The organism is Metabacillus sp. Hm71 (assembly GCF_051842955.2).
Lineage (GTDB): Bacteria > Bacillota > Bacilli > Bacillales > Bacillaceae > Metabacillus.
Genome location: NZ_CM200278.1, coordinates 844,148 through 870,385 on the forward strand (window position 1 = coordinate 844,148; position 26,238 = coordinate 870,385).

At 37.2% G+C, this 26,238-nt stretch carries 26 protein-coding genes and 2 pseudogenes; 20 read left to right on the top strand and 8 right to left on the bottom strand.

All coding sequences use genetic code 11. The features are described from left to right. The first annotated feature begins 5 nt into the window (after positions 1 to 5). The 10 genes and pseudogenes from ACSVDH_RS04280 (at position 6) to ACSVDH_RS04325 (ending at position 9,920) form a co-directional block, all read left to right on the top strand. The gene (locus ACSVDH_RS04280; RefSeq protein WP_439248567.1) at positions 6 to 866 is read left to right on the top strand and encodes an alpha-D-ribose 1-methylphosphonate 5-phosphate C-P-lyase PhnJ; all 861 of its coding nucleotides are present in this window, start codon (positions 6 to 8) and stop codon (positions 864 to 866) included. An 11-nt stretch (positions 867 to 877) separates the two neighbouring features. Further along, positions 878 to 1,720: an ATP-binding cassette domain-containing protein gene (locus tag ACSVDH_RS04285; RefSeq protein ID WP_439249132.1), complete on the top strand. Its 843-nt coding sequence runs from the start codon at positions 878 to 880 to the stop codon at positions 1,718 to 1,720. A 22-nt stretch (positions 1,721 to 1,742) separates the two neighbouring features. After that, positions 1,743 to 2,933: a phosphonate metabolism protein PhnM gene (phnM, locus tag ACSVDH_RS04290; RefSeq protein WP_439248568.1), complete on the top strand. Its 1,191-nt coding sequence runs from the start codon at positions 1,743 to 1,745 to the stop codon at positions 2,931 to 2,933. A gap of 16 nt (positions 2,934 to 2,949) precedes the next feature. Continuing rightward, positions 2,950 to 3,558 carry a DapH/DapD/GlmU-related protein gene (locus ACSVDH_RS04295; protein ID WP_439248569.1) on the top strand — a complete coding sequence of 203 codons (609 nt, stop codon included), beginning with the start codon at positions 2,950 to 2,952 and terminating at the stop codon, positions 3,556 to 3,558. A gap of 24 nt (positions 3,559 to 3,582) precedes the next feature. Then, positions 3,583 to 4,296 (top strand): phosphonate C-P lyase system protein PhnL, encoded by a 714-nt coding sequence (gene phnL / locus ACSVDH_RS04300; RefSeq protein WP_439248570.1) that lies wholly within the window; start codon positions 3,583 to 3,585, stop codon positions 4,294 to 4,296. A 25-nt stretch (positions 4,297 to 4,321) separates the two neighbouring features. Next, a complete protein-coding gene (locus ACSVDH_RS04305) occupies positions 4,322 to 5,182 on the top strand; it encodes a PHP domain-containing protein (protein ID WP_439248571.1) in 861 nt (286 codons plus the stop codon). A gap of 95 nt (positions 5,183 to 5,277) precedes the next feature. Next, positions 5,278 to 6,693, top strand: a complete 1,416-nt coding sequence (locus ACSVDH_RS04310; protein ID WP_439248572.1) for a SpoVR family protein — start codon at positions 5,278 to 5,280, stop codon at positions 6,691 to 6,693. Between the two features lie 174 nt (positions 6,694 to 6,867). After that, positions 6,868 to 6,963 (top strand): annotated as a pseudogene (locus ACSVDH_RS04315) (MFS transporter); the annotation flags it as partial. Positions 6,964 to 7,143: 180 nt separating this feature from the next. Continuing rightward, a complete protein-coding gene (locus tag ACSVDH_RS04320) occupies positions 7,144 to 8,751 on the top strand; it encodes a spore germination protein (protein WP_439248573.1) in 1,608 nt (535 codons plus the stop codon). Next, the gene (locus tag ACSVDH_RS04325) at positions 8,748 to 9,920 is read left to right on the top strand and encodes a Ger(x)C family spore germination protein (protein WP_439248574.1); all 1,173 of its coding nucleotides are present in this window, start codon (positions 8,748 to 8,750) and stop codon (positions 9,918 to 9,920) included. Before ACSVDH_RS04320 ends, ACSVDH_RS04325 begins: the two co-directional genes overlap by 4 nt. Here the strand turns inward: ACSVDH_RS04325 and ACSVDH_RS04330 are convergent. Both ACSVDH_RS04330 and ACSVDH_RS04335 read right to left on the bottom strand, forming a co-directional pair. Continuing rightward, positions 9,917 to 10,075 carry a hypothetical protein gene (locus ACSVDH_RS04330; RefSeq protein WP_439248575.1) on the bottom strand — a complete coding sequence of 53 codons (159 nt, stop codon included), beginning with the start codon at positions 10,073 to 10,075 and terminating at the stop codon, positions 9,917 to 9,919. The genes ACSVDH_RS04325 and ACSVDH_RS04330 overlap by 4 nt on opposite strands. 3 nt (positions 10,076 to 10,078) lie before the next feature. After that, positions 10,079 to 11,182, bottom strand: coding sequence for a GerAB/ArcD/ProY family transporter (locus ACSVDH_RS04335; RefSeq protein WP_439248576.1), 1,104 nt, complete (start codon positions 11,180 to 11,182; stop codon positions 10,079 to 10,081). A 362-nt stretch (positions 11,183 to 11,544) separates the two neighbouring features. Here ACSVDH_RS04335 and ACSVDH_RS04340 point away from each other — a divergent pair, with 362 nt between their 5' ends. Next, entirely contained in the window at positions 11,545 to 12,144 is a 600-nt protein-coding gene (locus tag ACSVDH_RS04340) for a YdhK family protein (RefSeq protein WP_439248577.1), read from the top strand. Between the two features lie 58 nt (positions 12,145 to 12,202). On the opposite strand, the gene ACSVDH_RS04345 is transcribed toward ACSVDH_RS04340, so the two are convergent. Next, positions 12,203 to 12,889 carry a response regulator transcription factor gene (locus ACSVDH_RS04345; RefSeq protein ID WP_439248578.1) on the bottom strand — a complete coding sequence of 229 codons (687 nt, stop codon included), beginning with the start codon at positions 12,887 to 12,889 and terminating at the stop codon, positions 12,203 to 12,205. A gap of 1 nt (position 12,890) precedes the next feature. Next, entirely contained in the window at positions 12,891 to 14,258 is a 1,368-nt protein-coding gene (locus tag ACSVDH_RS04350; protein ID WP_439248579.1) for a HAMP domain-containing sensor histidine kinase, read from the bottom strand. 190 nt (positions 14,259 to 14,448) lie between these two features. Here ACSVDH_RS04350 and ACSVDH_RS04355 point away from each other — a divergent pair, with 190 nt between their 5' ends. Then, on the top strand, positions 14,449 to 15,345 hold the full coding sequence (locus tag ACSVDH_RS04355) for a hypothetical protein (RefSeq protein ID WP_439248580.1): 897 nt from the start codon (positions 14,449 to 14,451) through the stop codon (positions 15,343 to 15,345). A gap of 48 nt (positions 15,346 to 15,393) precedes the next feature. Here ACSVDH_RS04355 and ACSVDH_RS04360 read toward each other — a convergent pair whose 3' ends face one another. Beyond that, complete coding sequence (locus ACSVDH_RS04360; RefSeq protein ID WP_439248581.1) at positions 15,394 to 16,251, bottom strand: Cof-type HAD-IIB family hydrolase; 858 nt, start codon at positions 16,249 to 16,251, stop codon at positions 15,394 to 15,396. 214 nt (positions 16,252 to 16,465) lie between these two features. Here ACSVDH_RS04360 and ACSVDH_RS04365 point away from each other — a divergent pair, with 214 nt between their 5' ends. From ACSVDH_RS04365 to ACSVDH_RS04390, 6 genes are all read left to right on the top strand, one after another. Beyond that, positions 16,466 to 17,449, top strand: coding sequence for a Gfo/Idh/MocA family protein (locus tag ACSVDH_RS04365; protein ID WP_439248582.1), 984 nt, complete (start codon positions 16,466 to 16,468; stop codon positions 17,447 to 17,449). 180 nt (positions 17,450 to 17,629) lie between these two features. Beyond that, a complete protein-coding gene (locus ACSVDH_RS04370; RefSeq protein WP_439248583.1) occupies positions 17,630 to 18,067 on the top strand; it encodes an Hsp20/alpha crystallin family protein in 438 nt (145 codons plus the stop codon). An 18-nt stretch (positions 18,068 to 18,085) separates the two neighbouring features. Continuing rightward, positions 18,086 to 18,217, top strand: coding sequence for a hypothetical protein (locus tag ACSVDH_RS04375; protein ID WP_269431578.1), 132 nt, complete (start codon positions 18,086 to 18,088; stop codon positions 18,215 to 18,217). Between the two features lie 177 nt (positions 18,218 to 18,394). Beyond that, entirely contained in the window at positions 18,395 to 19,291 is an 897-nt protein-coding gene (locus tag ACSVDH_RS04380; RefSeq protein WP_439248584.1) for a YitT family protein, read from the top strand. Positions 19,292 to 19,405: 114 nt separating this feature from the next. Further along, positions 19,406 to 20,005 carry an undecaprenyl phosphate transporter UptA gene (gene uptA / locus ACSVDH_RS04385; RefSeq protein ID WP_439248585.1) on the top strand — a complete coding sequence of 200 codons (600 nt, stop codon included), beginning with the start codon at positions 19,406 to 19,408 and terminating at the stop codon, positions 20,003 to 20,005. 140 nt (positions 20,006 to 20,145) lie between these two features. Continuing rightward, positions 20,146 to 20,316 (top strand): transcriptional regulator SplA domain-containing protein, encoded by a 171-nt coding sequence (locus ACSVDH_RS04390; protein ID WP_439248586.1) that lies wholly within the window; start codon positions 20,146 to 20,148, stop codon positions 20,314 to 20,316. A gap of 283 nt (positions 20,317 to 20,599) precedes the next feature. On the opposite strand, the gene ACSVDH_RS04395 is transcribed toward ACSVDH_RS04390, so the two are convergent. After that, the gene (locus tag ACSVDH_RS04395; protein ID WP_439248587.1) at positions 20,600 to 22,069 is read right to left on the bottom strand and encodes a SulP family inorganic anion transporter; all 1,470 of its coding nucleotides are present in this window, start codon (positions 22,067 to 22,069) and stop codon (positions 20,600 to 20,602) included. A gap of 252 nt (positions 22,070 to 22,321) precedes the next feature. Here ACSVDH_RS04395 and ACSVDH_RS04400 point away from each other — a divergent pair, with 252 nt between their 5' ends. Next, a complete protein-coding gene (locus ACSVDH_RS04400) occupies positions 22,322 to 22,741 on the top strand; it encodes a universal stress protein (RefSeq protein WP_439248588.1) in 420 nt (139 codons plus the stop codon). 347 nt (positions 22,742 to 23,088) lie between these two features. Beyond that, positions 23,089 to 23,202, top strand: coding sequence for a YhdX family protein (locus tag ACSVDH_RS04405; protein ID WP_299095455.1), 114 nt, complete (start codon positions 23,089 to 23,091; stop codon positions 23,200 to 23,202). A 75-nt stretch (positions 23,203 to 23,277) separates the two neighbouring features. Here ACSVDH_RS04405 and ACSVDH_RS04410 read toward each other — a convergent pair whose 3' ends face one another. Continuing rightward, positions 23,278 to 24,324 carry a ribonucleotide-diphosphate reductase subunit beta gene (locus tag ACSVDH_RS04410; RefSeq protein WP_299094957.1) on the bottom strand — a complete coding sequence of 349 codons (1,047 nt, stop codon included), beginning with the start codon at positions 24,322 to 24,324 and terminating at the stop codon, positions 23,278 to 23,280. Positions 24,325 to 24,615: 291 nt separating this feature from the next. After that, positions 24,616 to 26,040, bottom strand: a pseudogene (locus tag ACSVDH_RS04415) (ribonucleoside-diphosphate reductase subunit alpha); the annotation flags it as partial. Positions 26,041 to 26,238 lie beyond the last annotated feature (198 nt).

A 26,238-nucleotide genomic window follows, 5' to 3' on the forward strand; every position in this document is an offset into this window, starting at 1 on the left:
GGGAAATGAAAATGGAGGTTGCCCACACTTATAATTACGCCTTTTTAGATGAAGGATCTAAAAAGGAAATAAGAAGATCCGTTTTAAAGGCTGTCGCCATTCCTGGCTACCAAGTCCCGTTTGCATCAAGAGAGATGCCGATCGGCAGGGGCTGGGGGACAGGAGGATTACAAATCACCCTTTCACTTATAGGTGAAAAGGATACGTTAAAAGTCATTGACCAGGGTCATGATGACAGCGTAAATGCCGTCAGTATTAAACGATTAGTACAAGCTTGTTCGAATATAGGAACGACAGAAAATTCTGAAGAGGCTACTCTTATTCAAACGAGACACCGAATCCCGGAGGTTCCTTTGAGAGAGGATCAAATATTGGTTTTACAGGTTCCATTACCAGAACCGTTAAGAAGAGTAGAAGCAAAGGAAAAGGATACAAAAAGACTTCATGCCGAAATGGATTACAGCAGCATTTGGCTGAGATTATATGAGGATATCGTAAGGTGGGGTGAAATTACGATTGGTGCTGATTATCCGAGCATGGTGAACGGACGATATATTTTTAACCCTAGCCCCATCCCGCGTTATGATTTATTGAAATTGCATCAAGCAAAAGGTTTGTTTTTATTTGGTGCAGGCAGAGAAAAGAAGATTTATGCGATTCCGCCATTTACAGATGTAAAGCCGCTTGAATTTGATGATTACCCATTTGAGGTAGAAAAATTTGATGGATTATCCTGTCATTGTTGCGGCAGCCAAGATGTTTTTCTTGATGAGATTTATGATGCGGAAACCGGAGAGAAAAGATACCAATGCTCAGACACCGGATACTGTCAAACACAGCAAAAGGAAAGAGGGTATGTCGTTTGATTACACATTCGATGCAAATAGAAGGACCTGAGCTTGAAGTGCATAGCTTAAATAAAAGATATGGAAAAGGGTGTTCCCATTGCCAAACACCTGAAATGCTTCAAGCAAAAGATAACCGCTGCCCGAATTGCGGGAGTGTTTGGGCGTGTATTGATGTTAACTTAAAGCTGTATAAAGGGGAAATTTTAGGAATTGTAGGTGAGAGCGGATCTGGAAAAAGCTCATTAGTGAAGAGCTTATATTTTGATGATGGGATTTCATCGGGCCGCGCTACCATTTCTTCCTATAAAAATGGAGAGGCAAACATTTTTGAAGAATCTGCTCAACAAAAGCGATACATCCGAAATTATATGATGGGCATGGTTTATCAAAACCCCTACTTAGGGTTGAAAATGTCTTTTTCAAGTGGCGGCAATATTGCGGAAAAGTTAATTGCTTCAGGTACTCTTCATGTCGGCACGATACGAGACCGGGCAAAACAGTTATTAGAGCATGTGGAAATTCCGATCAGCAGAATGGATGAGCTTCCCAAAAATTTTAGCGGCGGAATGCAGCAAAGGGTTCAAATCTCGAAAGCGTTGGCGAATAATCCACCGATTCTTTTGCTTGATGAAGTAACGACCGGACTTGATCTTTCTGTTCAAGCTAGAGTACTAGATTTAATTCGAAAAATTCAACGTGATTTAGGTGTAGCGATGATTGTTGTATCCCATGACTTAGGTGTGATCAGAATGCTCGCTGATCGTACGATGGTGATGCGTCATGGGCGTGTTGTTGAAAGAGGCCTTACAGATCAAATATTAGAGGATCCGCAGCACCCTTATACACAGCAGCTTGTCCATTCGCTTTTATAAAAATGATGAGGTGAAAACGATGATGAACATGCTAAAGATTCATTCTGCCAATATTGTCACACCTGATGAAGTTATTTATAACGGAACCATTATCATAGAAGATGATCAAATTTCACAAATTTTAAAAGGAAAACCAGAGAATATTCAACCAGGTGATATAGATGCCGAAGGGGCATGGGTGCTTCCTGGTCTTGTTGATTCACATAGTGATGCCATTGAAATGGAGCTCGAGCCTCGTCCGAGCAGTACGTTTCCTATTGAAGTATCCTTCTATGAATTAGAGAAAAAACTAGTTGGTGAAGGTATTACAACCATCTATCATTCTCTCTCTTTACTTGAAGAAAATGCAAAAAAATTTGTTAGACAAAATAAAACCGTTCTATCTGTTATTGAAGAAATTAACCGCTTGGCTCAAGGTGCCTACCTTATTCGCCACAAAACTCATTTGCGATACGAGATTACAAATATAAGTGCAGTTAATCCAGTTAAGGAGTTACTTAAACAACAGAAAATCAATCAGCTTTCCTTTATGGACCATACCCCTGGTCAAGGACAGTTTAGAGACATTGAAATTCATAAAAAGCTGTTAGTGGAACACCGTCGCTTTTCTGAAGAAGAAGCAATGGAAATCATTGAGCAAAGTAAAAAACAAGAAAAATTAGAGGAGCATGTTCTAAAGGAATTAGCAGATTTAGCTCATGAACATCATATTCCAATCGCGTCCCATGATGATGACACATTAGAAAAACTCAAGCTTGTAAAAGACTGGAATGCTTCTATTAGTGAATTTCCAATCGAACTTCATGTAGCCAAGAAAGCAAAAGAAATGGGACTGTTTGTTGTGATGGGTGCTCCGAATGCTTTATTAGGCAAATCTCATAGTAATAATCTATCGGCAATGGAAGCATTAGAACATGAGGTTGTTGATATTTTGTGCTCAGATTATTATCCGTCCTCCTTGCTGCATGCTGCCTTTAAACTTTATAAACAAGGGACTCCAATTAATAAATCAATGAATATGGTCTCATTAAATCCTGCAAAAGCATTGCATATTGATCATGAAGTCGGATCAATCGAAGTTGGCAAAAAAGCAGATCTTTTAATTGTGAGAGAGGAAAAGGCACGCCCTGTATTACAAACTGTACTTGTAAATGGAAAGGTTGTTTGTCAAATGAATTACCAAATGCCGCTTTCTGTAACAGGAAGGGTGTAGAAAGGACGTTTACTCTATGAAAAAACGTTTAGCAAACGAGCCAACCATCCATCCGAGCTCGCAAATCGTAGATAGCTTCATAGGAGAGTGGACGGAAATTGGTCCGAATACAAAAATAGAAGAATCGTATTTTGGTGATTATAGTTACACATCTGGTGATGCCGAAATCATTTATGCAACGATTGGTAAGTTTTGCTCGATCGCCTCACATGTTCGGATCAACCCTGTGAATCATCCGATGTGGCGAGTGACACAGCATCATCTTACGTATCGTCTCACACAATATCAATTAGCTGACGAAGATGATCATGATTTTTTTAATTGGCGTAGAGAGCATCATGTTACGATCGGGCATGATGTGTGGATTGGTCACGGCGCTATTATCATGCCTGGAGTCTCAATTGGAACAGGTGCGGTCATTGGAGCGGGATCGGTTGTCACGAAAGATGTTCCTGCCTATACAATAGCTGTTGGTGTCCCAGCCAAACCAATTAAAAATAGATTTTCAGATGAAATTGCGGAAAAGCTTATGGAAATTGAATGGTGGAATTGGGATCGTAAGCTGATCGAGGAACGGTATAAAGATTTAAACAATGTAGAGGAATTTATTAAGAAATACTCATAAGTTTTTTTGAGAGGAGGAAAAGATATGGCTGTGCTTTTAAGCATGAAGGGATTAGTAAAAACGTTTGTCATGCATTACTTACATGGGGAGCATGTAGTTGGTTGCAACAATATAAGCTTTGAGTTGAGTGAAGGAGAGTTTATTGGGATTACCGGACAAAGCGGTGCAGGAAAATCAACGATCTTAAAAACGATTTATCGTACCTATCTGCCTACGGGAGGAGAACTCATCTTCCACTCAGACCAGTTTGGCCCCATTGATCTTGTCACAGCTAATGAACGTGAAATCATTGCCTTAAGAAAAAGAGAAATCGGTTATGTGTCACAATTTCTAAATGTGATGCCAAGGGTGACAGCATTGGAGGTTGTCATGGATGCGATTTTAGAAATGGGCGTAAGCACAACCGAAGCAGAAGAACAAGCCAAAAAGATGCTCGCACATTTTCAATTATCAGAATCCCTATGGAACTCCTTTCCAAGAACATTCAGCGGCGGTGAAAAGCTTCGATTAAATTTAGCGCAAGCCATGGTAAAGAAACCAAAGCTGTTATTGCTTGATGAACCAACTGCTTCATTAGATGATGCTTCGAAACAATCTGTAAAAGAAATGATTGAACAGCTGAAACAATCAGGAACAAGTATGATCGGTATTTTTCACGATCTTGAATTTATGGAAGCTGTCGTAGATTCCCATTACCATCTAGAAAATGGTGCTTTAAATAAAAAGATCGTCGTTTAAAATCATCTAATTGGAGCTGATCGATATGATAGATTTACATTGTCATACAAATATTTCTGATAATTCGTATTCATTTGAGGAAGTCATTCGTCTTGCTAAATTGAACGGTGTCAAGCATTTAGCAATTACCGATCACGACACGACGAAAGGTCTTTTTCAAGCTATGGAAATAGGAGAGTCATTAGGAGTAGAAATTATTCCAGGAATCGAAATTTCTGCCTATGATTATGAGAGAAATAGAAGAGCTCATATTTTAGGCTTGTATATTACCCCTGGACATGCATCGATTGATGAATTATGCAGCCCATTGGTTGCAAAAAGGCATGAGGCATCATGGCAAATGGTGTCACGCATTCAAGAGGCTGGATATGATATTACATGGGAAGAGGTTCTTGAGTTTTGCAAAGAAGGAACCGGGGTGTATAAGCAACATATTATGCATGCTTTACTGAAAAAAGGATATACGGATCGGATCTATGGTGATTTATATAATAAGCTCTTTAAAAGAGGAGATTCACCGAATGATCGGGGACTAGCCTTCATTTCGATTGAGTACATTGATGTCATGGATGCGATTCGTGTTATTAGAGAAGCTGGCGGGTTACCGATTCTCGCACATCCTGGACAATTTGATAATTTTTCAGCAGTTGAAGATTGGGTTCAGGCAGGGTTAGAAGGAATCGAGGTTTTGCATCCATTACATGATAAAGAAGCGGAAAAGAAAGCAAGGGCTTTAGCTGAGAAGTGGGATCTCATTCAAACAGGTGGATCTGACTTTCACGGTTTTTATGGAGAATCATCTGCTGTCAGCATTGGAGCAAAAAGTATAGGCTTGGAGCACTTTACCAAATTGCTTGAACGGAGAAATATCCTTCAAAAGAACTAAGAATAAAAGTATTTCAAAAGAGTTGAAAAGATCAAGGAGCATGTTTCCACACCCTCGCTCATAAACTATTGTAACAATAGCTTAGGGGGGAGACCATGAGGGAAGCTGATCATAAGGCTCTTGAGTATGCAATTGGGGAAATAACGGAGATTGCAAAAGGGTTCGGCTTAGATTTTTATCCAATGAGATATGAAATCTGTCCTGCTGATATTATTTATACATTTGGGGCATATGGTATGCCAACTAGATTTTCACATTGGAGCTTTGGGAAGCAATTTCACAAAATGAAGCTGCAATATGACCTTGGGCTAAGTAAAATATACGAGCTTGTGATTAATTCTGATCCATGTTATGCCTTTTTATTAGATACGAACTCTTTGATTCAAAACAAATTAATTGTCGCCCACGTGTTAGCCCATTGTGATTTCTTTAAAAATAACTCCCGCTTCAGTAATACAAAGCGCGAGATGGTCGAAAGCATGGCAGCAACAGCCGAGCGAATTAAGCAATATGAAATTGAATATGGAAGGCGGGAAGTCGAAACATTCTTAGACGCTGTTCTCTCCATCCAAGAGCATATCGATCCATCATTAGTTCGTCCAAAGCTCGCATGGACAATGGATGACATTGAGTTCGAGGAGGAAGAGGAAAAAACGATAACACCATATGATGATCTATGGAAGCTTGATCAAAAACAAGATCCGAAGCCTGCACCGAAAAAGAAAAAACGAAAATTTCCTCCTGCGCCTGAGAAAGATATTCTCTTATTTATTGAGGAATTTAGCCGTGAGCTAGAGGATTGGCAGCGGGATATTTTAACGATGATGCGTGAGGAAATGCTGTACTTTTGGCCGCAGCTTGAAACGAAAATCATGAACGAAGGCTGGGCTTCCTACTGGCATCAACGAATTATCCGTGAGCTCGATTTAACATCTGATGAATCCATTGAATTTGCCAAGTTGAACGCAGGTGTTGTGCAGCCATCGCGAACAAGTATAAACCCTTACTATTTAGGATTGAAAATCTTCGAGGACATTGAAGAACGCTATAATAACCCAACCGAAGAGATGAAAAAGTTAGGAGTTGTACCAGGCTCTGGCCGTGAGAAGATATTTGAAGTCCGTGAAATTGAATCTGACATTTCCTTTATTCGCAATTATTTAACAAAGGACCTTATTATGCGTGAGGATATGTACTTGTTCCAAAAGCAGGGCAGGGATTACAAAATCGTTGATAAGGAATGGGAAGCTGTACGGGATCAGCTGGTAAGCATGAGGGTGAATGGCGGATTCCCATACATCACCGTAAATGATGGCGACTATTTGAAAAACAATGAGCTGTATTTAAAACATTGGTATGAAGATATCGAGCTTGATCTTAAATATTTGGAGAAGGTTCTGCCATATGTGTATCAACTTTGGGGAAGACCTGTTCATATGGAAAGCGTGTTAGAAGATAAGCCTGTGCTGTTTTCTTACGATGGGAAGAGTGTGACAAGGAAATATTTATAAAGTAGAAAAGTCACTGAGTGTTCAGTGGCTTTTTTCCTTTTGGATGTTATCCACACAAAATAAAGATTTGCCATAAAATTTTACAATATTTCCCTTGATGATAAAGTACAGTAATTATAGATTGAAATAATTTAGAAAAGATTAGGTATCTAACAAATAAATGCTAAGCTCGTAATTGCTGGGACGGACTTAGCTATTAAGAAACAACGGGCAACTGCTATTAGTATCGCAATGGTTTCTACAATATTTGGCGCAGTTGATGGTCCAAATTCGGCGGAATTAATATTTCATTGTTAGTAATTTAAGCTGCTTTTGCCTCAAAAAAACTTAAATCAAGTCCATCGTTTTCATCTTCTTGATCAATCATAATAAGAAGTTAATTTATTTTTGTTAAAATTTCTAATTACAACAAATACTACACTGAGCGACTATTTTTGGAAGGTGGTAAACGTGTTTAAATTATTTCGCTTTTCAAAAAAAAGACAATCAAAAAGAACATTTATTAAACAAAAAGCAGTTTCAGTTTCAGAATTTCAAACAATTGATGAACGTATTGAAAACAATATCTTAACACTTAAGAAGCTGCTTGGAAAAAATGATGATGCTGTTTTTAGAGAGTTTGAAACGTTTATAAATAAGCCGGTTAAAGTTTTTCTTTGCTACTTATCAACTCTTGCAAATAATGAATATCTTAACCAATATGTTGCAAAGCCATTAATGGAACCAAATTTCATCAACGAACAAAGGTTTTCCTCCGAAGAAAACATACTACAGGTTATTAAGAAAAATGTATTGGATGTTGGAGGCTTATTAGAAGTCTCATCGGTAGATGATATTTTGAACGGTATATTATCAGGAAAAGCCGCACTATTTATTAATGGGTATGACACTGTACTTATTATCGAAGCACAAGGGTTTGCTTCTAGAAATGTTACTGAACCTGATACAGAATCGGTTGTTAGAGGTCCGCGTGAAGGATTTACTGAAAATATTGAAGTAAATACAGGGCTAATTAGGAGAAAAATTATTAATTCAAATCTGTTTTTTGAAAAGTTTACACTTGGAAAACAGACTCACACTAAAATCCGCATTGCTTATATTGATGGGATTGCAAATAAGAAAATCGTTGAAGAAGTAAAAAAAAGATTACAAACAATTGATATTGATTCCATTTTAGAGTCAGGCTATATTGAACAGTTGATTGAAGATCATCCTAATTCGGTTTTTCCTACAGTAGGAAATAGTGAAAAGCCTGATATTATTGCGGCAAAGTTATTAGAAGGAAAAGTAGCAATCCTATGTGACGGTACCCCCTTTGTATTAATTGTTCCTTACGTATTTATTGAGAACTTACAAATTAGTGAAGATTATTACTCACGTCCATATTTTGCATCTACGATTAGGTTATTAAGACTGCTGGCGTTATTTTTGACAGTCACAACGCCAGCGTTTTATGTAGCGCTTACCAGTTATCATCAAGCGATGATTCCAACTATTTTGCTAACATCAATGGCAGCAGCCGAAGAAGCCGTTCCTTTTCCAGTCTTAATTGAAACGTTATTAATTGGCACAGCGTTTGAAATCCTAAGGGAGGCAGGTGTTCGATTGCCTAGACCAGTCGGCTCAGCTATTTCAATTGTCGGTGCATTAATTATCGGCGAAGGCGCTGTTCAAGCAGGACTTGTCAGTGCCCCAATGGTAATTGCGATGGCATTGACAGGGATTTCAAGCTTTATTGTTCCTGCTATAAATGATGCTGTTGTTCTATCTAGACTCTTTTTTGTTCTGCTGGCAGGTATTTTAGGGTTGTATGGTGTTTTAATCGGCTTTTTAATTATTCTTGCTCATATGTGCTCACTGCGCTCTTTTGGTACTCCCTATTTAACTCCCCATGCACCTATTATTTTGCGAGAGTGGAAAGATACCTTAATAAGAGCACCGCTTTGGAAAATGAATGCAAGACCTCAATCCATTGTTTGGCAGCATCAATCAAGACGTGAAGGTTTTGATCAAAAGCCTCACCCCCAAAAGCAGGATGATGGAAGTGATGAAAGTTGAAACGTGTTGTTATTGTTATAAGTAGCTTATTGCTATTAGCTGGTTGTTGGGATCGAAGGGAGTTAAAAGAAATAGGGATCGTTTCTGCGGTTGGAATCGATAAAGATATCGATACAGGTGAATTTCTTTTTACCTCACAAGTGTTAAACCCTTCTGCATTAAAACCTGAAGCTGGAGGAACAGGTTCTCCTGTGAAATTAATTACGACAAAAGGTGATACCGTTTACAAAGCGATTCGAAATACCCATCAGGAATTTGACCGCAAAAATTTTTATGCCCACAATAGAGTAATAATCATAAGTGAGCAGTTAGCAAGAGAAGGGATATTGCCAATTCTTGATGGGATTACAAGAGGAAGAGAAGCTCGCGGGTATATATGGCTTTGTGTGACAAAAGATTCACAGGCAAGAGATATCCTTGATGTGAAACAGCAAGGAATTGAAAAAGTGCAAGCAAATTATTTAGAAAGCATTCTTGAAAACCAAAAATTAAATTTTGATGTGGCGGTTATAAAACTAAATGACTATTATAAAAAATCATTAAAGGGCGGTATCGATCCTGTCATCGGAGTATTGAAAATGATTGTAGGGTCGGGGGATGCATCTCAACAGGTGAAACTCTCAGGAGGGGCTGTAATAAAAAATGACAAGTTAGTTGGATTTCTTAATGAAACAGAAGCTCGCGGGTATAATTGGATCATTGGTGAAGTGAATAGCGGTGTTCTTACCCTTCCTTCTTTACTCGAGGAAGAAAAATTAGTTTCGATCGAGATTAGGGAAGCCCGTTCGAATATAAAGCCTGAAATAAAAGGAAATGAGATCTCTTTTAACGTTGAAATTAAGACATCTGGAGCGCTTGTTGAACAACAAGGTGAAGGAACTCTTAAAACGAGAAAAGAGCAATATGACTATTTAAATCAGTTGGAAAAAGAACTCGAAAAAAAAATTGAACAAGAAATCAATAATGTAATCGAAAAAGCACAAAAAGATTTAAAAGCAGATATTTTTGGCTTTGGAAATGCTTTAAATAAAAAAAATCCTAAGAAGTGGAAGGAAGTAAAAGATAAGTGGATGGAGGATCAATTTTCAAACGCAGCTGTAAAAGTAAAGGTAAAGGCTGATATCGGTACACGGGAACTTTTAAAAGAACCTTTAAAAATGAAAGATTAAGGTGAGGTATTTGATTTATTAAAAAGACGTTTGATGAAATAAAAAATGGCATAATAAAAGTTTAACAAAATGAGGATTGCTATGTATAGTAATCCTCCGATGTATAAGATGCTTGGCACAATACCGAATTCAAATAATGTTTGTAAACTTAACATATTTTACGCTCCTTTTCTTTTTAGTTGATTTTTTGGTTTATTTTTTAACCAAATCATAATTAAAATTATAATAGGGATTGATTGGAAAATTCTATGAATATAAGGTGTATTCATTTCAGTACCGACCCATCGGTGAAATGTAATATTTTGAAAATAGATCACTGAATACGCGATTAAGCTGATTCCCATAATGATAGCTGTCCATTTATGGTTTGTAAGCTTGAATAGTGTTGTAACGGTTAATAGAGCACCGTAAAAGTTAAGAAGGGTTTTGTAAAAGCCGCCAATAAAGAGCACAGTAACTCCAATAATATCAAGATTTGTGATAATATCAGCGATATTAATATCAAAGAGAACTCTTAATAACGGGATTTCGGCTTTCGCCGCAAGCTCAGAACCTAATACCATAATAATGATCAGGTTGGTTAGAACAAGAACTGTACCTGTTATACCCACGACGAGCAAAGAAATTTTACGTGCCGATTCCTTTTTATCAATGAAGTGCCAAAACATAAAAAATATGATGCTTTCTCCGAACGGAAAATTTACTACATTTAAAACTTCTTTTAAAACAGGATTCCATCCATTTTCCAAAACAGGAAATAATTCCCGGAAATCAAGGGCTCCTGAAATACTTGCTAAAAAAAAAGTTGATAGGAGAAAGATGATAAGAACAGGCATTAATATCTCAGCTGTTCGACCAATAACTTCAACTCCTAAAAAAACCATATAAATAGTCGTAAACATAAAAACACTTAAGATTACGAGTTGTGGTGTATTCTCCAGAAACGTAGTTCGAATAATTTCGCCAAATTCATAGAAATTAAAACTTGCATTCGAATAAAAATACAAAGCATAAAGAAGAATAAGCGGGAAAGAAAGCCATTTTCCTAAAAGGGATTGTAGAATTTCCACCAAATTTTTATCAGGATATTGTTTTTGAATCTCGGTAAAAATCCATAATAAACCCAAACTCATAAAACTAGCAATCAATATGACAATCCAAGCATCCTGTTTTGCTCCAATTCCTAATGCAAACAGTGTTGTACTGCCAATTTCAAATAATAACATTAAGGAGAATAATTGAATTTTTGTAATTTGAACCATGGCATTCAACCTTTATTATGTAATAATCAATCGGAATTCATTTTATAAAGAGTAGTATAGCCATAGTAGTAATATTTCATAAATTTCATATAAAAAAGGATGATTTTTTATAGTACTTAAATTCAAGAGTAGCAATAGACGGTAAATTTCTTCTTTGGAAAGCACTCTTTGTTGAAGAATGATGGGCAAAAGCTCATATCTGGTCAGACACCAGTTATCATGTTCCCCTCCCTAAATAAATTACTTGATGTGTTTATCGAAATAATTGATTAAGTTAAAATGCATATTTTCTGCAAACTATTTTGTTAGCCTCTTAATAAAGAAGTACCTGAAGGGTAACCAATATTGAGGAGGGAACATAAATGAAGAAAAAAATAAGTGTAGGAATTACATCCATTCTTTTCGCATCAATACTATCAGCATGTGCTGCGAATACGGAGGAAGCTGAGCAGGAGAAAAACACCGAGATGAATGCAGGATCAGAAGAAAAGATGGAAAACGATCACGCAGAGATGGATCATGCAAATATGGACCATTCCAGCTCGGGCGAAGTTCCTGAAGGGCTGAAAGAAGCAGAGAATCCTGCTTATAAAGTTGGCAGTCAAGCGATTCTTGAAACCGACCATATGGAAGGGATGAAAGGCGCTAAAGCAACGATTGTTGGAGCGTATAATACAACAGCCTATGTTGTTACATATACACCAACAACAGGCGGTGATAAAGTGGAAGGTCATAAATGGGTTATTCATGAGGAAATAAAAAATGCAGGTGAAGAGCCACTAGAAGCTAGTTCAGAGGTTATCTTAGAAGCAGATCATATGGAAGGGATGAATGGAGCAACAGCTGTCATTGAAGCAGCAGAGGAAACAACCGTCTATATGGTCGATTACACACCGGCAAGTGGCGGGGAAGAGGTTAAAAATCACAAATGGGTAACGGAAAGCGAACTTTCACCTGAATAAGAATGGAACTAAAAGGGAAAAGAGCTTAATTGCTAAATAAGCTCTTTTTCCATATTGGCTATTCCTCTGTACTCCATTTATATCCGATTCCCCAAACTGTTTTCAGATGCAGGTCAACTGGAAATGCTCGATTTCGCAGTTTTTCTCTAATATTTCGAATATGGGAATCTATTGTTCTGTCCTCTGTTTCAGCGCTTAGCCCCCATACGGTTGTAAGAAGGTGATCACGTGAAAACACCTTATTCGGGTATAGTAAAAATAATTCTAACAAGGCAAATTCCTTCGGTGTCAGGGTGATACCTTTATTCAAATATTTCACTTCAAAGGTTGTTGGATTTAACGTTAAATGGTTAAATGACAGCAGTTTATCTTTATGAAATTGTCTGCCTGTCCGACGGATTACAGCATCGATTCTTGCTACTAATTCTTGCTCATTAAAAGGTTTAGATAAGTAATCGTCAGCTCCGATTTTAAGCCCTCTAACAATATCTGCTTTATCACCTCTTGCTGTTAGCATAATAATCGGTACATCTGAAAACTCTCTCATTTTTTTACAGGTTGTCCAACCGTCCATTCCAGGCATCATAACATCAAGTATGACAAGATCAACCTTTTCATTTTCTAAATAAATGATTCCATCTTCTGCTGACACTTTTTTTATGCATTTGTAGCCATGAGGTGATAAATATAAAGATAATAAATTTAGCATCCTTTCTTCGTCATCAATAAGTAAAACAGTTTTCATTTTATGGCTCCTTCAACAATATTTTAAAGCAAGTTCCATTCCCGATTTGGCTTTCTACGAAAATTTCACCATCATGCGCTTCCACGATTTCTTTTACAATTGACAGGCCTAATCCAAAACCCCCAGTTAACCTTGAGCGAGATTTGTCAACGCGGAATAAGCGGTCAAAAATATAGGGTAAATCATCAGAAGGAATGCCTATTCCTTGATCTTTAATCGTAATGATGATGTTCTTTTTCTCCTTGATGGCCTTTATCTCAGTGGTTGTCTGTTCATTTGAGTACTTTAGCGCGTTATCTAAGAGATTGAATAAGACTTGTTCAAAGCGCACTGGATCGATTTCAGCAATCAGATCTTTTTGACAATGATAGGATAATTGGATCCCTTTGCTTGTAAAAACAGGCAGGATTCTTCGACAAATGGATTGAAGGAAAGAACAGAGAGTGATTTTTTCCTTCGTAATGGTAAACGTATTTTGGTCCATTTTTGCAAGGTCAAATAATTCTTTTAGCAGGTTGCTTACGCGATCAGCTTCTTCATGAATAATGTGTAAATATTGCAATCTTGCGGTTTCATCAATCGAGTTTCTTTTGCCAATATCGGCATAACCTTTTATGTAAGTTAATGGTGTTTGAAGTTCATGAGAAATACTTGCTAAAAATTCATTACGCTCTTTTTTTAAATAATTTAAGTCGTTCGCTAATGTTTGGATCGAATGGGCCAGCTCGCCAAGCTCATCCTTAGATGAGACCGGAAGTGTTACAGAAAAATCTCCACTACTCAGCCTGCTGGTTGCTTCTTTCATTGAGATAAGCGGTTTCGTTAATGCCCTTGATAAAAAGAAAATCGTTATGAACAGAAAAAATAGAATGAGTAATGATGCAAAAAGGAAATGGCTATTTAATTGTAAAATTAAATGTTGAATCTGATCTTTGCTCTTGAACATGTAAACATAGCCCTTTGATTCGTTTCCTCCATTATACGGTGAAACTGTTGAAATGTACTTCTTCTTTTGCCAATCTGATTGTAAAATTAATCCTTTTCTTGGAATGTCATCAACCTTCAACTTTAGAATGGCTTCCATATCGTGATCGATTGGATTGGAGGATTCAATTACTTCACCGGATTTATTCGTAATGACAACTTCTGTATCCGTTTGAGATTCCATCAATCCAATGTGATGAAGTGTAGCTTTATCAAGTGACATTTCTAATACATCCCGATGACTATTTCCTCTTGCCAATAATGAATCAAGCTCATCGCTGACAAGGGATTGCACGATGTTGCGATGAAGAAAGATCATGGAACACGTTTCAATGATAAAAATACAAATAAAAAACCATAAGCCTAATTTAACTGAAATGTTCATACTTGTTCACCCATTGCACTTTTTTGAATAAATAAAATCTTCTTTATCATACTAGTTTAATGTGTAATTGTTGAGAAAATATGCAGTATAGTTACGTTTTCAAGAAGAATATCGCCTCCTTATTCCTATTGAATAATTAAGGGGAAATAGACGAAAACTACTTACTAACCTAATGATTAGGAGCAGGATTATGAAAATGCGGATAAAGAAGAAAACAATTAAAAATTCTACACCATTCCTTATTTTATTAATCATGCATTTTCTTCTTTTAATGTATACCCTATATAAAAAAAGACATAAAAGCTATTTGATCTTATTATTTACGAACATTGGCTTTTCCTATTTTTTCGAGTATTTTGTTCTCAATTTATTCCAAGGATATCGGTATAAGCCTAAAATATTTAGGAACAAGTATTTTGATAATATTTTGGGTGCAATCTTTTCTCAGGGGATGTATGTACCGATTACTGCGACAGCTCTTACTGCATTTCGATTAGGTTTTGGTTCTAAACTACTTGTTGCCATCAGTTATGCTTTAATTGAACGGCTGTTTATTTCGATGAAGATCTTTAACAAGAAATGGTGGAAAACATATTATACCCTTATCTTCATACCTATCTCATTTATGTGCAGTGACATCTGTCATCGTTTATTAAAACATAATCATCCTGTCGCACAAGGGGTTACCTCGTATTTAACAATCACTTCAATCAATGTGAGTATCTTATATATTCTTGCATTATTTGGTAAAATAAAATTTGGTTTAGGTATTATTCATTCGTGGAGAGAGCATTTTATTATTGTACCTGGGTATTCCTTTATCTTATCAGCAGTGCTATTGATTACATACAAAGTAAATACGAGGTTATCTACTTATTACAGAATGATATTTGTTGTTATATTTGACTTTGTCCTGTATCAAAAAAACGTACTAAAAAACAAAAAGACGATCCTTATCCTTTTTCCGTTCCATATGTTAATGTGCTTTATATCAAATAAACTATTTAATATGATTTATAAGGTTTATCCGGATGACTCTGAAAATAAGGAAACACAATTAAATAAACAGCAAATCCAAAAAAGCTAACAAGTGGATTGATACGACTTGTTAGCTTTTTTAGAAGATAAAACGAGATTATTTTTCTAAAACATATGTTTCAATTGCATGTGCAACCCCATGCTCATTGTTCGTTAAAGTTACAACATCAGCAATGTCTTTAACAGTTGGATCAGCATTGCCCATTGCAATGGAAAGTCCGGCTGCCTCCAGCATCGGAACATCGTTGAAATTATCTCCGATTGCCACTGTGTTTTCAATTGGAATATTAAAATACTCAGCCATTACTTTAATTCCGTTGCCTTTATGTCCATTTGTGTCCATAATTTCAATATTGAACGGCCCTGAAGTTGTAATAGAAATGCCTTCAATCGCTTTAAGGGTAGCGATTAGCTCGTCTTTTCCTGAAATCGTTGGGATGAAGAACTTTTGAATTGCGATCTCTTCGATTTTAAGTACTTCTTCAATTTCATCAAATACTTTAATTGTATCTGTCTCCTTTGGCTGTTCAGTCAGGAATTTATATTCTTTAGGTGTTAAACCTTTGCTGAATTCCTGATTTTGCTCAAGGAATGCCAACATACGCTCTGTCCAAGTGGAAGCAACTAATATCCCGTGGCTTGTATAAAGTTTAAATGGGTATTTTTTCTCGTTAAGGATTGCAGCAACTTTTTTCACGTGTTCTTTGTCTATGGAAATTTGACTTAATAATTTTCCGTCTGCAAGTACCTTTGTGCCATTACTTCCTGCTACAGGACAATCAAGCGGTGTTTGATCAATGAGCTGTTTGATATCTTCCGGTGCACGTCCAGAACAAATCATCACAACATGGCCGGCTTGTTGCGCTTTTTGAATCGCCTCCACATTTTCATTAGAAATTTCGATGTTTGACGATAACAATGTTCCATCAAGGTCAATTGCGATTAATTTTTTCATCTTGTGTGTCTCCTTTGCAACGGTTGGATTCTGAATATATGAAAAATAATATACATGATTACTCAATTATCTATTATGACATATTTTCCGATAATTAATTAGTAAAAAAGCATGAAATATTAGTAAAACTTTAAAATGGCTACAATGCCCTTTTGCTTTTCGAGAAAAAAAGTTATACTTTCCAAGAGTAAAGAGAGTTAATGGAGGGATTAGCATGGTTCGATTTGGAATAATTGGGACGAACTGGATTACAGAAAGCTTTATTCAAGCCGCTAGTAAAGTAGAGGATTTTTCACTTACAGCTGTTTATTCAAGAACGAATGAAAAGGCAGAAGAATTTGCAAAAAAATTTAACATAGAGCATACGTTTACAAATTTAGAGGAATTTGCAAGCAGTGACGTGTTTGATGCGGTTTATCTTGCAAGCCCTAATTCATTGCATGCCAAGCAGGCGATCTTGTGCATGAATAATAGGAAACATGTTCTTTGTGAAAAGCCAATTGCTTCAAATACAAGAGAAGTAAGCGAAATGATGAAGGCGGCAAATGATCATTCTGTTGTGTTAATGGAAGCACTAAAAACAAGCTTTTTGCCTAATTTTTTAGCGATCAAAGAAAATTTGCACAAAATTGGAAAAGTCCGCCGCTATTTTGCAAGCTATTGTCAATATTCTTCCCGCTATGACAAATATAAAGAAGGTATTGTATTAAATGCATTCAAACCAGAATTTTCTAATGGCTCACTTATGGATATCGGCATTTACTGTGTTTACCCTGCAGTCGTTTTATTTGGAGAGCCAAAGCAAATAAAGGCTTCAAGCTATATGCTTGAGTCAGGCGTTGATGGTGAAGGCAGTCTTTTGCTTACATATGATGAAATGGATGCGGTTATTATGTATTCCAAAATTACAAACTCTTATGTTCCTTCAGAAATTCAAGGGGAAAACGGCAGCATCATTATTGATAAGATTCACACTCCGGAAAGTGTAAAAATTCATTACAAGGATGGACGAATTGAAGATCTTACACAACCCCAGGATTCTGCCAGCATGTTTTATGAAACAAAGGAATTTATCGAATTAGTGAAAAACAAAAATCACCAATCACAACTCAACTCGCACTCAAACTCTTTAACTACAGCGAAAATCTTGGAGGATGCCAGAAAGCAGATTGGTTTAATCTATCCAGCGGATAAGTGATTGTTTTTGAGACAGTCCCTCACTGCTTTAAAGCAATGGGGGACTGCCCAGAAGTTTTTGTATGAACTCTTCATTTGTTTCCTCCAAGTAAGTACACCATTTTCCACCAAAATAAATTGGAATGATTTTAATAAAATTGCAAAAAATATCCCTGTATTAAATAAGTTAGGAGGAAACAGCATGGCATTAGTTCCATACGAACCATTTAGACAATTTGCAGGTTTGTCAAAAGAATTTGATCGCTTTTTTTCAGACTTTCCGACCGTTTTAGGAAATGAACATAATCTGGCTGGCATCAGAGTCGATGTTCACGAAACTAACAACGAAATCATTGCTACATGTGATATTCCTGGACTTGAAAAGAAAGAAGATGTCAATATTGATATTGAAAATAATATGTTAAGGATCAGCGGTTCAATTAATCGAACAAATGAAATAAAAGAGGAAAATATGCATCGTAAGGAACGATATGTTGGCAGTTTCCATCGCTCTGTTTCTCTTCCTAGTCCTGTTTCTGATGAAGGAGTCAAAGCAACTTATAAAAATGGAGTGCTGGAGGTAAGAATGCCGAAGCTAATGAAGGACAACAAAAAGAAGATTGACGTCGACTTTCATTAATAGAAAGGAGAACAGATAATGGCCGAAAGAGATAGTCACAAAAATCAACAAAAGAAAATGAAAAAAGCAAGTGATGCCATCAATACTGATAAAGACTTTGGCAATGATTTAGCCGAAACAAAGCATAACGAGAAAAAATCTCGTAAATAAACACTATATAGCTTGAGTTCGTTTTCGACATATTGGAACGAATTCAAGCTTTTTTGTTTAAAAATATAAATTATTATACAATTTCACATAAAAAGCGTAAAAATCCACTAATTTATGATTGTACGTTATAATGAAAAGACAATCATAATATACGGTAAAGAGATTAGGGGGTCTTTTATGACAGAAATTCCAGCTGAATTACAAAGAGAAATTAAACAACATCAAGGCTTAACGAAAACTAAATTATTGAAAAGAATTTTGTTTATTTTTATCGGTGCTGTGTTAATGGCAGTCGGTTTAGAAATTTTTTTAGTTCCCAACAAGGTAATTGATGGGGGAATTGTCGGAATCTCGATTATTCTCTCTCATTTATTAGGATGGAAGCTAGGATTATTTATTTTCTTGTTAAACATTCCTTTTTTCTTTATTGGCTATAAACAAATAGGAAAAACATTTGCGCTATCAACCTTGTTCGGTATTATCGTTTTATCCATTGCTACTTCTTTGCTGCATCCTGTACCCGCTTTTACTGAGGATTTGCTTTTGGCCACCGTATTTGGCGGAATTATTTTAGGTGTTGGTGTTGGGATTGTGATCCGATATGGCGGATCATTAGACGGTACTGAAATTTTAGCGATTCTTGCTAATAAGAAGCTTCCTTTTTCTGTTGGCGAAATTATCATGTTTTTTAATATTTTTATTCTAGGAAGCGCGGGTTTTGTCTTTGGCTGGAACAGGGCCATGTATTCACTGATTGCTTATTTCGTAGCATTTAAGACAATAGATGTTGTTCTTGAAGGACTTGACGAATCAAAGTCTGCATGGATTATAAGTGACCAATACCGGGAAATCGGAGATGCCATTTTAGCCCGGCTGGGACGCGGTGTTACATACCTTAATGGCGAGGGAGCTTACACAGGAGATGATAAGAAGGTTATTTTCTGTATCATTACCCGTTTAGAGGAAGCAAAATTAAAATCGATCGTGGAAGACCATGATCCATCCGCCTTTTTAGCCGTGGCCAATATCGCAGAGGTTCGCGGCGGAAGATTCAAGAAAAAGGATATTCACTAATTGGTCCTTAAATTTACCCATAAAGTTTTGGCGAAAAGGGTTATTTTCTTCCATTCCTTCATACGTATATAGGGACAAGAGATGCTTGGACTATTAGGGTAAGGGTGTGAACGAATGGAGGAAGCGATTCTCGATCTATTAGAATGGCTGACAAGCCTAGGATATTTGGGCATAGCCATTGGATTAATGCTTGAGGTCATACCGAGTGAAATCGTTCTTGGATATGGCGGGTACTTAATTGTCATGGGAAGAGTCGGCTTTTTAGGCGCATTTGCAGCAGGTGTGATTGGCGGAACAATTGCTCAGCTTTTTTTATATTGGCTAGGCAGTTATGGAGGAAGACCATTTCTTGAGAAATACGGAAAATTCCTGTTTATAAATAAGCATCATTTGGATGTTGCTGAATCATGGTTTGAGAAATATGGTTCTGGGGTTATCTTCGGGGCCAGATTTATTCCAGTTGTTAGACATGCAATAAGTATACCGGCTGGAATTGCCAAAATGCCATTATGGAAATTTACCGTTTACACTGTTGCTGCAATGATTCCTTGGACGATTTTCTTTTTATATTTAGGGATCGAGTTAGGCTCAAACTGGATGTATATAAAAGAAGCTGCCCGTCCATACCTGATTCCGATCATGAGCTTTGCTGTGCTCATGGGCGTTGTTTATTATTTAGTGAAGAGGTTTAAAACACCTCGAACAACTGAATGACATAAAAGTTCAAAGAACCTTCTACTACTTTAGAAGGTTCTTTTTGTAGAGGATTTTATTTATAGATTAAAGCATTTCCTCATAAATTTCTATTCTAAGGTAAAAATGTAAACAACCGCAAATAGAAAGGATTGAGAAAAATGGATCAAAAAGAAGAAGACTTCTATAACAATGAAGTTTTTGCCCAGGCTGAAGTTGTTCCGCACCCAAAGGATCAAAACCGCTCGGCATTAATCTTAATGCAATCCTTCCATCTTTTGTCAGATGAAGATGTACCAGCAAATGAGACTTCAAGAGATGTTGAACAATAAGATAAGATTTTTAGGGTGAACGCCTTTTAATATTAAGAGCCTGATCATTTCGATCAGGCTCTCTTCTCTTGTTAAAGTTTATAAAATTTTGTACTTAGTTTTAGTGTCTAGCTCCAGCGCCTAGCCCCGAAGCACAGGACGTGCAAGTGCAGTCAGTGCGACAGGACGTCGCGTTTTTGACTGCCTCTAGGGTCTAGCCACTTATGAATAGAAGGCAAAGAACCCTTCTATTCATGAGCGTCTTATTTGCCTTAGGCTGATCAAGGCGCTTGCGCTTTTCTTATTAATGATTCGCTATTTTAGCATTTGCTTTGTCATAAACAGCGAGTTTTTTGACGAGGGTAGAACTGTCTTTATTTAATCCAACAATCCTCACATCAGTACCATTTTGTTTGAATTTGAAAACAATTTTATCGATTGCTCCAACGGCTGAATCATCCCATAAATGTGCTTGGCTAAAATCAATAACCACATGCTGAATATCTTCTTTAAAGTCAAAGCTTGTAACCAAATCTGAAACAGAAGCAAAAAATAATTGCCCTTTTACAATATAGGTTTTTTGATTGCTTTCATCACGTTTTGTGTCCACATGGACCTTTGAAATTTTAGCGGCAAAGAAAACCGCACTAAGGATGACACCTGCAATGACTCCCTTAGATAAATCATGTGTATAGACGACAGTGACAACTGTTACGATCATCACAGTTGAGTCCGTAATTGGCATAACGTGCAGCTTTCTCAGTGAAGACCAATCAAATGTTCCGACTGATACCATGATCATAACGCCGACTAAAGCGGCCATTGGTATTTGCACAAGAATATCGTTTAACAAAAGGATTAAGATCATAAGGAAAACACCGGCAACCAGTGTAGATAAACGGCCGCGCCCGCCAGATTTAACGTTAATACCAGATTGGCCGATCATCGCGCAGCCTGCCATTCCACCAAAAAATCCCGCGACAATATTGGCGATTCCTTGTCCTTTTGCTTCTTTGTTTTTATCGCTTTCCGTATCTGTCAGATCATCAACAATTTGGGCCGTTAAAAGTGATTCCAATAGGCCGACAAGCGCTAATGCGATAGAATAAGGAAGGATAATTTGCAACGTCTCAAAATTAATCGGGATTTGCGGAATTAAGAACATTGGTAAAGCCTGTGTTAATTCTCCCATATCTCCGACAGTACGAACCGAAACCCCAGACATAATAGCAAAAATCGTCATCACGATAATCGCTACAAGTGGTGAGGGAACAACTTTTGTAAACCTAGGCAAAATGTATATAATGGCTAATGAACCTGCAACCATTGCGTACATAACCCATGATTCACCAACAAAGTGGGGAAGTTGTGCCATGAAAATTAAGATGGCTAAGGAGTTAACAAAGCCAACCATAACAGAACGTGGAATAAACTTCATCAATCTGCCTATTTTAAGAATGCCGAGAACGATTTGAATTATTCCAGTTAAAATCGTTGCGGCAAGGAGATATTGGAGCCCGTGTTCAGCTACTAACGTAACCATGACTAACGCCATTGCACCTGTGGCTGCAGAAATCATTGCCGGTCTTCCTCCTACGAAGGCAATGACGACTGCGATACAAAATGAGGCATATAACCCAACCATCGGGTCAACACCTGCGATAATCGAAAACGCAATCGCTTCAGGAATAAGTGCTAAGGCAACAACGATGCCTGAAAGGATATCCCCACGGATATTTCCAAACCACTGTTGTTTTAATGTTTGTGTATTCAATACAGCACCTCTTTTTCTTATTAAATTTTTAGGTGACTTTCAACTCTCATGAAAGTCGGGGCCGTTGTTAACGGGGAATATTATAGCATCATTCATTGAAAATATGTATTTATATGTAAGCGTATACTTGTATAGATTTCTTTGATTAACTCAAATTCTCTCCAGTTTAAGCAGAAATTTGTAGAATTAAATTTATATTAAAGAGGTAAGTGATGCTGTAAAATAGTAGTAAAGCAAAATGGGGGAGAATGGATGTTTAAAAACATTTTGTTGGCAACTGATGGATCAGAGCATGCTTTTCGAGCTGCAATAAAGGCCGCTGAAGTGGCAAAATTAAGTGATGATGCCAATATTACGATTATCTATGTTGTAGATGGTTCAACCTCAAAATCTGATGTATTATCAGATGGAAGCAAGGAGGCAGTATATGAAAGGCGGTTACGGAAGATTAGACCTACTGAAGAAATTTTAAAGCAGAAGCAGATAAACTATACTGTTGAAATCCTTAAGGGCGAGCCAGGTCCAGAAATAGTGAGGTATGCCAATAAGCAACATTTTGATATAGTCGTAATTGGCAGCCGAGGTTTAAATAAATTGCAGGAAATGGTTTTAGGCAGTGTGAGTCATAAGGTTGCGAAACGTGTAGAGTGCCCGGTTATGATTGTTAAATAATCATGTCCTGGAATTTGTTTGAAAAGGCTGACCATCAAATGACTTTTTTTGCCAGCTAAGCAAAGTGTTAATCCAATCTCTTTAATTGCTTTACATATTTACCTCACTTTTATCATTCTTTTATCACATAATTTATCAATTGAATTCGTTTAAATGGTACTTACCACAAAAATAATGATTTCAAACGAAATTCAAAAAATGTTGAAATTTGTATCAGGTTCCTGATGAAAAAAATCATTTTTTGATATTTATTGTAAAAATTCTGAGATTTTTAGTACTTTTGTTATGTTTACTTTTTGTTTAGTCTTTTTCATAATGGATATAAGCTTTCTTAGGAGGGATATCTTATGGGAAAAGGTAGAATCCGAGTGGAAGAACGTATTAAAGAAGAAACAGACGAAGAAATTTTTGAAGCTAAGCTTTTAGAAGAAAAGGTTAGAGATAGAGATACAGACAAGTAGAAAAAGGGAAAGGGAGCGATCATAGGTCGCTCCCTTTTGTTTTGCGAAATGTTGATCAAGGCGCTTGCGCGTTTCTTATAGATCGTCAAATCCATTATCGACATGATTAACCTTTGTATATTGACGTGATTTTTGTTCGAAGAAATCTGACTTCCCTAAATCAACTTCCTCATAAGCTTTTATCCATTTTAAAGGGTTTGTACGATATCCTTCAAAAGGACGTTCATAGCCTAGTTGATTGCATCGGACATTTGCATAAAATTTAATGTAATCCTCAACATCCTTCATATTGATCCCATCAATTTTATTGCCGATAATAAAACGTCCCCATTCGATTTCGAGCTCGGCAGCTTTCATGAATGTGCTTTTTACAAAATCCGCAAGCTCTTCGGTATCATATTCTGGATATTGTTTTAAAACCTCTTTATAGATTTGAACGAACAAGTCGACATGTATTTGTTCATCACGGTTTATATAGTTAATCATCGTGCTTGTTGCAACCATCTTTTGATTTCGCGCCAAATTGTAAAAGAAAGCAAACCCGGAATAAAAGAAGAGTCCTTCTAGGATCACATCGTACACAATCGATTTTAACAGGTGTTCAATTGTTGGCTGCTCAGCAAAGGATTGATAGCCATTGGTTACGAATTCATTTCGTTTCCTTAAGATAGGCTCGTTTCTCCAATATTCAAAAACCTCATCCTGTGTTTGTTTCGGAACAAGGCTTGAAAGGACATATGAGTAGGAATGGTTGTGAATGACCTCTTGCTGGGCAAGGATGATCATTAATGCATTAATGCTTGAATCTGTTATATAATCAGCGACTTTTCCAGCATAATCAGTTTGAATGCTGTCAAGAAGGGCGAGAAGACCAATGATTTTTAAAAAAGCGTCCTTTTCATCGTCTGTTAAATGAGGATATTGCTTAATATCCTGTGCCATATTGATTTCAAAAGGCGTCCAGAAATTGGCAAGCATTTTTTTATAACGTGGAAATGCCCAAGGGTAGGCAACATCATCCCAGTTTAACACATTGGAGCTTTCTCCGTTGATGATCGCAGTTGAACGATTCGGAGCAGCAGCATCCATGATTTTCCGTTTCATAAGTGTAGTGTTTTCCATTTTAGTGAGCTCCTTTATTATTTATCTCTCGTTATTTAACAATGAAGATTAGACGATTAAGAATGATGGTAAGATACATCTTTCTTTAAGCGTCTTATTTGCCTGGGGCTGTGTCAGCCGTTTCAGGTGTTTGAAAAATAACTATAACCTTCTATAAATTAGTGTCGGTGTCTAGCTGCAGCGCCTAGCCCCTCGAGTCATAAGCCAATTTAGAATTGAAGGCAAAGAACGCCTTCTATTCTAAATCGTCTTATGCTTGTCGGGGCTGAGCAAGGCGCTTCCGCTTTTCGGTTAACTCGCGCAGGATTCGCATTCTTCGATTTCGCTTGATGTTGAGCGGAGGTAATAGGTTGTTTTAAGCCCTTCTTTCCATGCTGTTAAATGCAGGTCTAATAAGTCTTTTGCTTTGATTGTGTTTTGTACATATAAGTTAAAAGAGATCGACTGGTCGATATGGCGTTGTCTAGCCGCATTTTGCTTGATGCTCCAGCGCTGATCAATAAAATAAGCCGATTTGTAATACCATGTTGTCGTAGAATTTAAATCAGGAACGGTAACAGGAATTTTATAATCTTTCTTTTCTTCTGAGTAAACCTTTTGGAAAATCGGATCAATGCTTGCTGTGCTTCCGGCAATAATGGATGTCGATGCGTTTGGTGCAACGGCCATTAAGTATGCATTCCGAATTCCATTTGTTTTTATTTCTTCCTTCAATTGCTCCCAGTCAAGAGTGCTTTCTTTTGACAGATAGCCTCGCTTTTCAAAATAAGCGCCAGTTTGCCAATCAGACCCTTCAAATACGGAATAGGAGCCTTTTTCTTTTGCAAGCTCCATACTTGCACGAATTGTTAGATAGGAGATCTTTTCATAAAGCTCGTCAGCATATTGAACGGCTTCTTCGTGCTCCCATCTTAATTGTTTTAGTGCCAGCAGGTGATGCCATCCGAACGTACCTACACCTATGGAGCGGTACTTCTGGTTGGTGATTTTTGCTTGAAGCACAGGAATTGTGTTTAAATCAATCACATTGTCCAACATTCTTACTTGAATTGGGATCAGTTTTTCTAACACATCTTCTGTGACAGCTTTTGCTAGATTAATAGAGGAGAGGTTACATACAACAAAATCACCCGGCGTTTTAACGGTAATGATTTTTCCATCCTCTGTATACTGCTCTTCGACTGTCGTTGCGCTTTGATTTTGCGTGATTTCTGTGCAAAGATTGCTGCAGTAGATCATTCCTTGATGTGCGTTCGCATTTTGTCTGTTTACTTCATCGCGATAGAACATATATGGCGTACCTGCTTCTAACTGGCTGATCATGATGCGCTTCATGATTTCAATCGCTGGGACCTTTTCTTTCGTTAGCAGATCATTGCTGACACACTCCCAGTATTTTTGACGGAAGCTGCCATTGCCTTTTTCCTCATCATAAAAATCTTCAATGCTGTAGCCCATTACTTTGCGAACCTCGTGAGGATCAAATAAGTACCAATCACCGCGTGCTTCCACCTGTTCCATAAAAACATCAGGAATGCAAACGCCTGTAAATAAGTCATGGGTACGCATGCGTTCGTCACCATTATTCAGCTTAGCATCGAGAAAAGAGAAAATATCTTTATGCCAAACATCTAAATAAACGGCAATTGCACCTTTGCGCTGTCCTAGCTGGTCTACGCTGACGGCTGTATTGTTAAGCTGTTTCATCCATGGAATTCTTAAATTGTTACTCTCTAAAAAAATTTAGAGGGATAGGTCATCTCTGCCTACCTCTGTACATCGCTGTACAGAACAGACTATATCTTTATCCACTTCGAAAAGTGGATAGGTGGTTCGAGTTATAAAATCTCTTTTATAACTACTTAGTCGTTGAACCTTCAACCTAGTAAACTAGGAAGCTCGGCTGCAGATTAT

What these genes read in the sequence shown, in the direction of transcription:
- ACSVDH_RS04345 (WP_439248578.1), bottom strand. Translation starts at nt 12,889, where the DNA reads ATGAAAACTGTTTTACTTATTGATGACGAAGAAAGGATGCTAAATTTA.
- ACSVDH_RS04305 (WP_439248571.1), top strand. Translation starts at nt 4,322, where the DNA reads ATGATAGATTTACATTGTCATACAAATATTTCTGATAATTCGTATTCA.
- ACSVDH_RS04350 (WP_439248579.1), bottom strand. Translation starts at nt 14,258, where the DNA reads ATGAACATTTCAGTTAAATTAGGCTTATGGTTTTTTATTTGTATTTTT.
- ACSVDH_RS04340 (WP_439248577.1), top strand. Translation starts at nt 11,545, where the DNA reads ATGAAGAAAAAAATAAGTGTAGGAATTACATCCATTCTTTTCGCATCA.
- ACSVDH_RS04285 (WP_439249132.1), top strand. Translation starts at nt 878, where the DNA reads ATGCAAATAGAAGGACCTGAGCTTGAAGTGCATAGCTTAAATAAAAGA.
- ACSVDH_RS04370 (WP_439248583.1), top strand. Translation starts at nt 17,630, where the DNA reads ATGGCATTAGTTCCATACGAACCATTTAGACAATTTGCAGGTTTGTCA.
- ACSVDH_RS04400 (WP_439248588.1), top strand. Translation starts at nt 22,322, where the DNA reads ATGTTTAAAAACATTTTGTTGGCAACTGATGGATCAGAGCATGCTTTT.
- ACSVDH_RS04355 (WP_439248580.1), top strand. Translation starts at nt 14,449, where the DNA reads ATGAAAATGCGGATAAAGAAGAAAACAATTAAAAATTCTACACCATTC.
- uptA (WP_439248585.1), top strand. Translation starts at nt 19,406, where the DNA reads ATGGAGGAAGCGATTCTCGATCTATTAGAATGGCTGACAAGCCTAGGA.
- ACSVDH_RS04330 (WP_439248575.1), bottom strand. Translation starts at nt 10,075, where the DNA reads ATGTTAAGTTTACAAACATTATTTGAATTCGGTATTGTGCCAAGCATC.
- ACSVDH_RS04375 (WP_269431578.1), top strand. Translation starts at nt 18,086, where the DNA reads ATGGCCGAAAGAGATAGTCACAAAAATCAACAAAAGAAAATGAAAAAA.
- ACSVDH_RS04405 (WP_299095455.1), top strand. Translation starts at nt 23,089, where the DNA reads ATGGGAAAAGGTAGAATCCGAGTGGAAGAACGTATTAAAGAAGAAACA.
- ACSVDH_RS04335 (WP_439248576.1), bottom strand. Translation starts at nt 11,182, where the DNA reads ATGGTTCAAATTACAAAAATTCAATTATTCTCCTTAATGTTATTATTT.
- ACSVDH_RS04360 (WP_439248581.1), bottom strand. Translation starts at nt 16,251, where the DNA reads ATGAAAAAATTAATCGCAATTGACCTTGATGGAACATTGTTATCGTCA.
- ACSVDH_RS04410 (WP_299094957.1), bottom strand. Translation starts at nt 24,324, where the DNA reads ATGGAAAACACTACACTTATGAAACGGAAAATCATGGATGCTGCTGCT.
- phnL (WP_439248570.1), top strand. Translation starts at nt 3,583, where the DNA reads ATGGCTGTGCTTTTAAGCATGAAGGGATTAGTAAAAACGTTTGTCATG.
- ACSVDH_RS04365 (WP_439248582.1), top strand. Translation starts at nt 16,466, where the DNA reads ATGGTTCGATTTGGAATAATTGGGACGAACTGGATTACAGAAAGCTTT.
- phnM (WP_439248568.1), top strand. Translation starts at nt 1,743, where the DNA reads ATGAACATGCTAAAGATTCATTCTGCCAATATTGTCACACCTGATGAA.
- ACSVDH_RS04380 (WP_439248584.1), top strand. Translation starts at nt 18,395, where the DNA reads ATGACAGAAATTCCAGCTGAATTACAAAGAGAAATTAAACAACATCAA.
- ACSVDH_RS04295 (WP_439248569.1), top strand. Translation starts at nt 2,950, where the DNA reads ATGAAAAAACGTTTAGCAAACGAGCCAACCATCCATCCGAGCTCGCAA.
- ACSVDH_RS04280 (WP_439248567.1), top strand. Translation starts at nt 6, where the DNA reads ATGAAAATGGAGGTTGCCCACACTTATAATTACGCCTTTTTAGATGAA.
- ACSVDH_RS04390 (WP_439248586.1), top strand. Translation starts at nt 20,146, where the DNA reads ATGGATCAAAAAGAAGAAGACTTCTATAACAATGAAGTTTTTGCCCAG.
- ACSVDH_RS04310 (WP_439248572.1), top strand. Translation starts at nt 5,278, where the DNA reads ATGAGGGAAGCTGATCATAAGGCTCTTGAGTATGCAATTGGGGAAATA.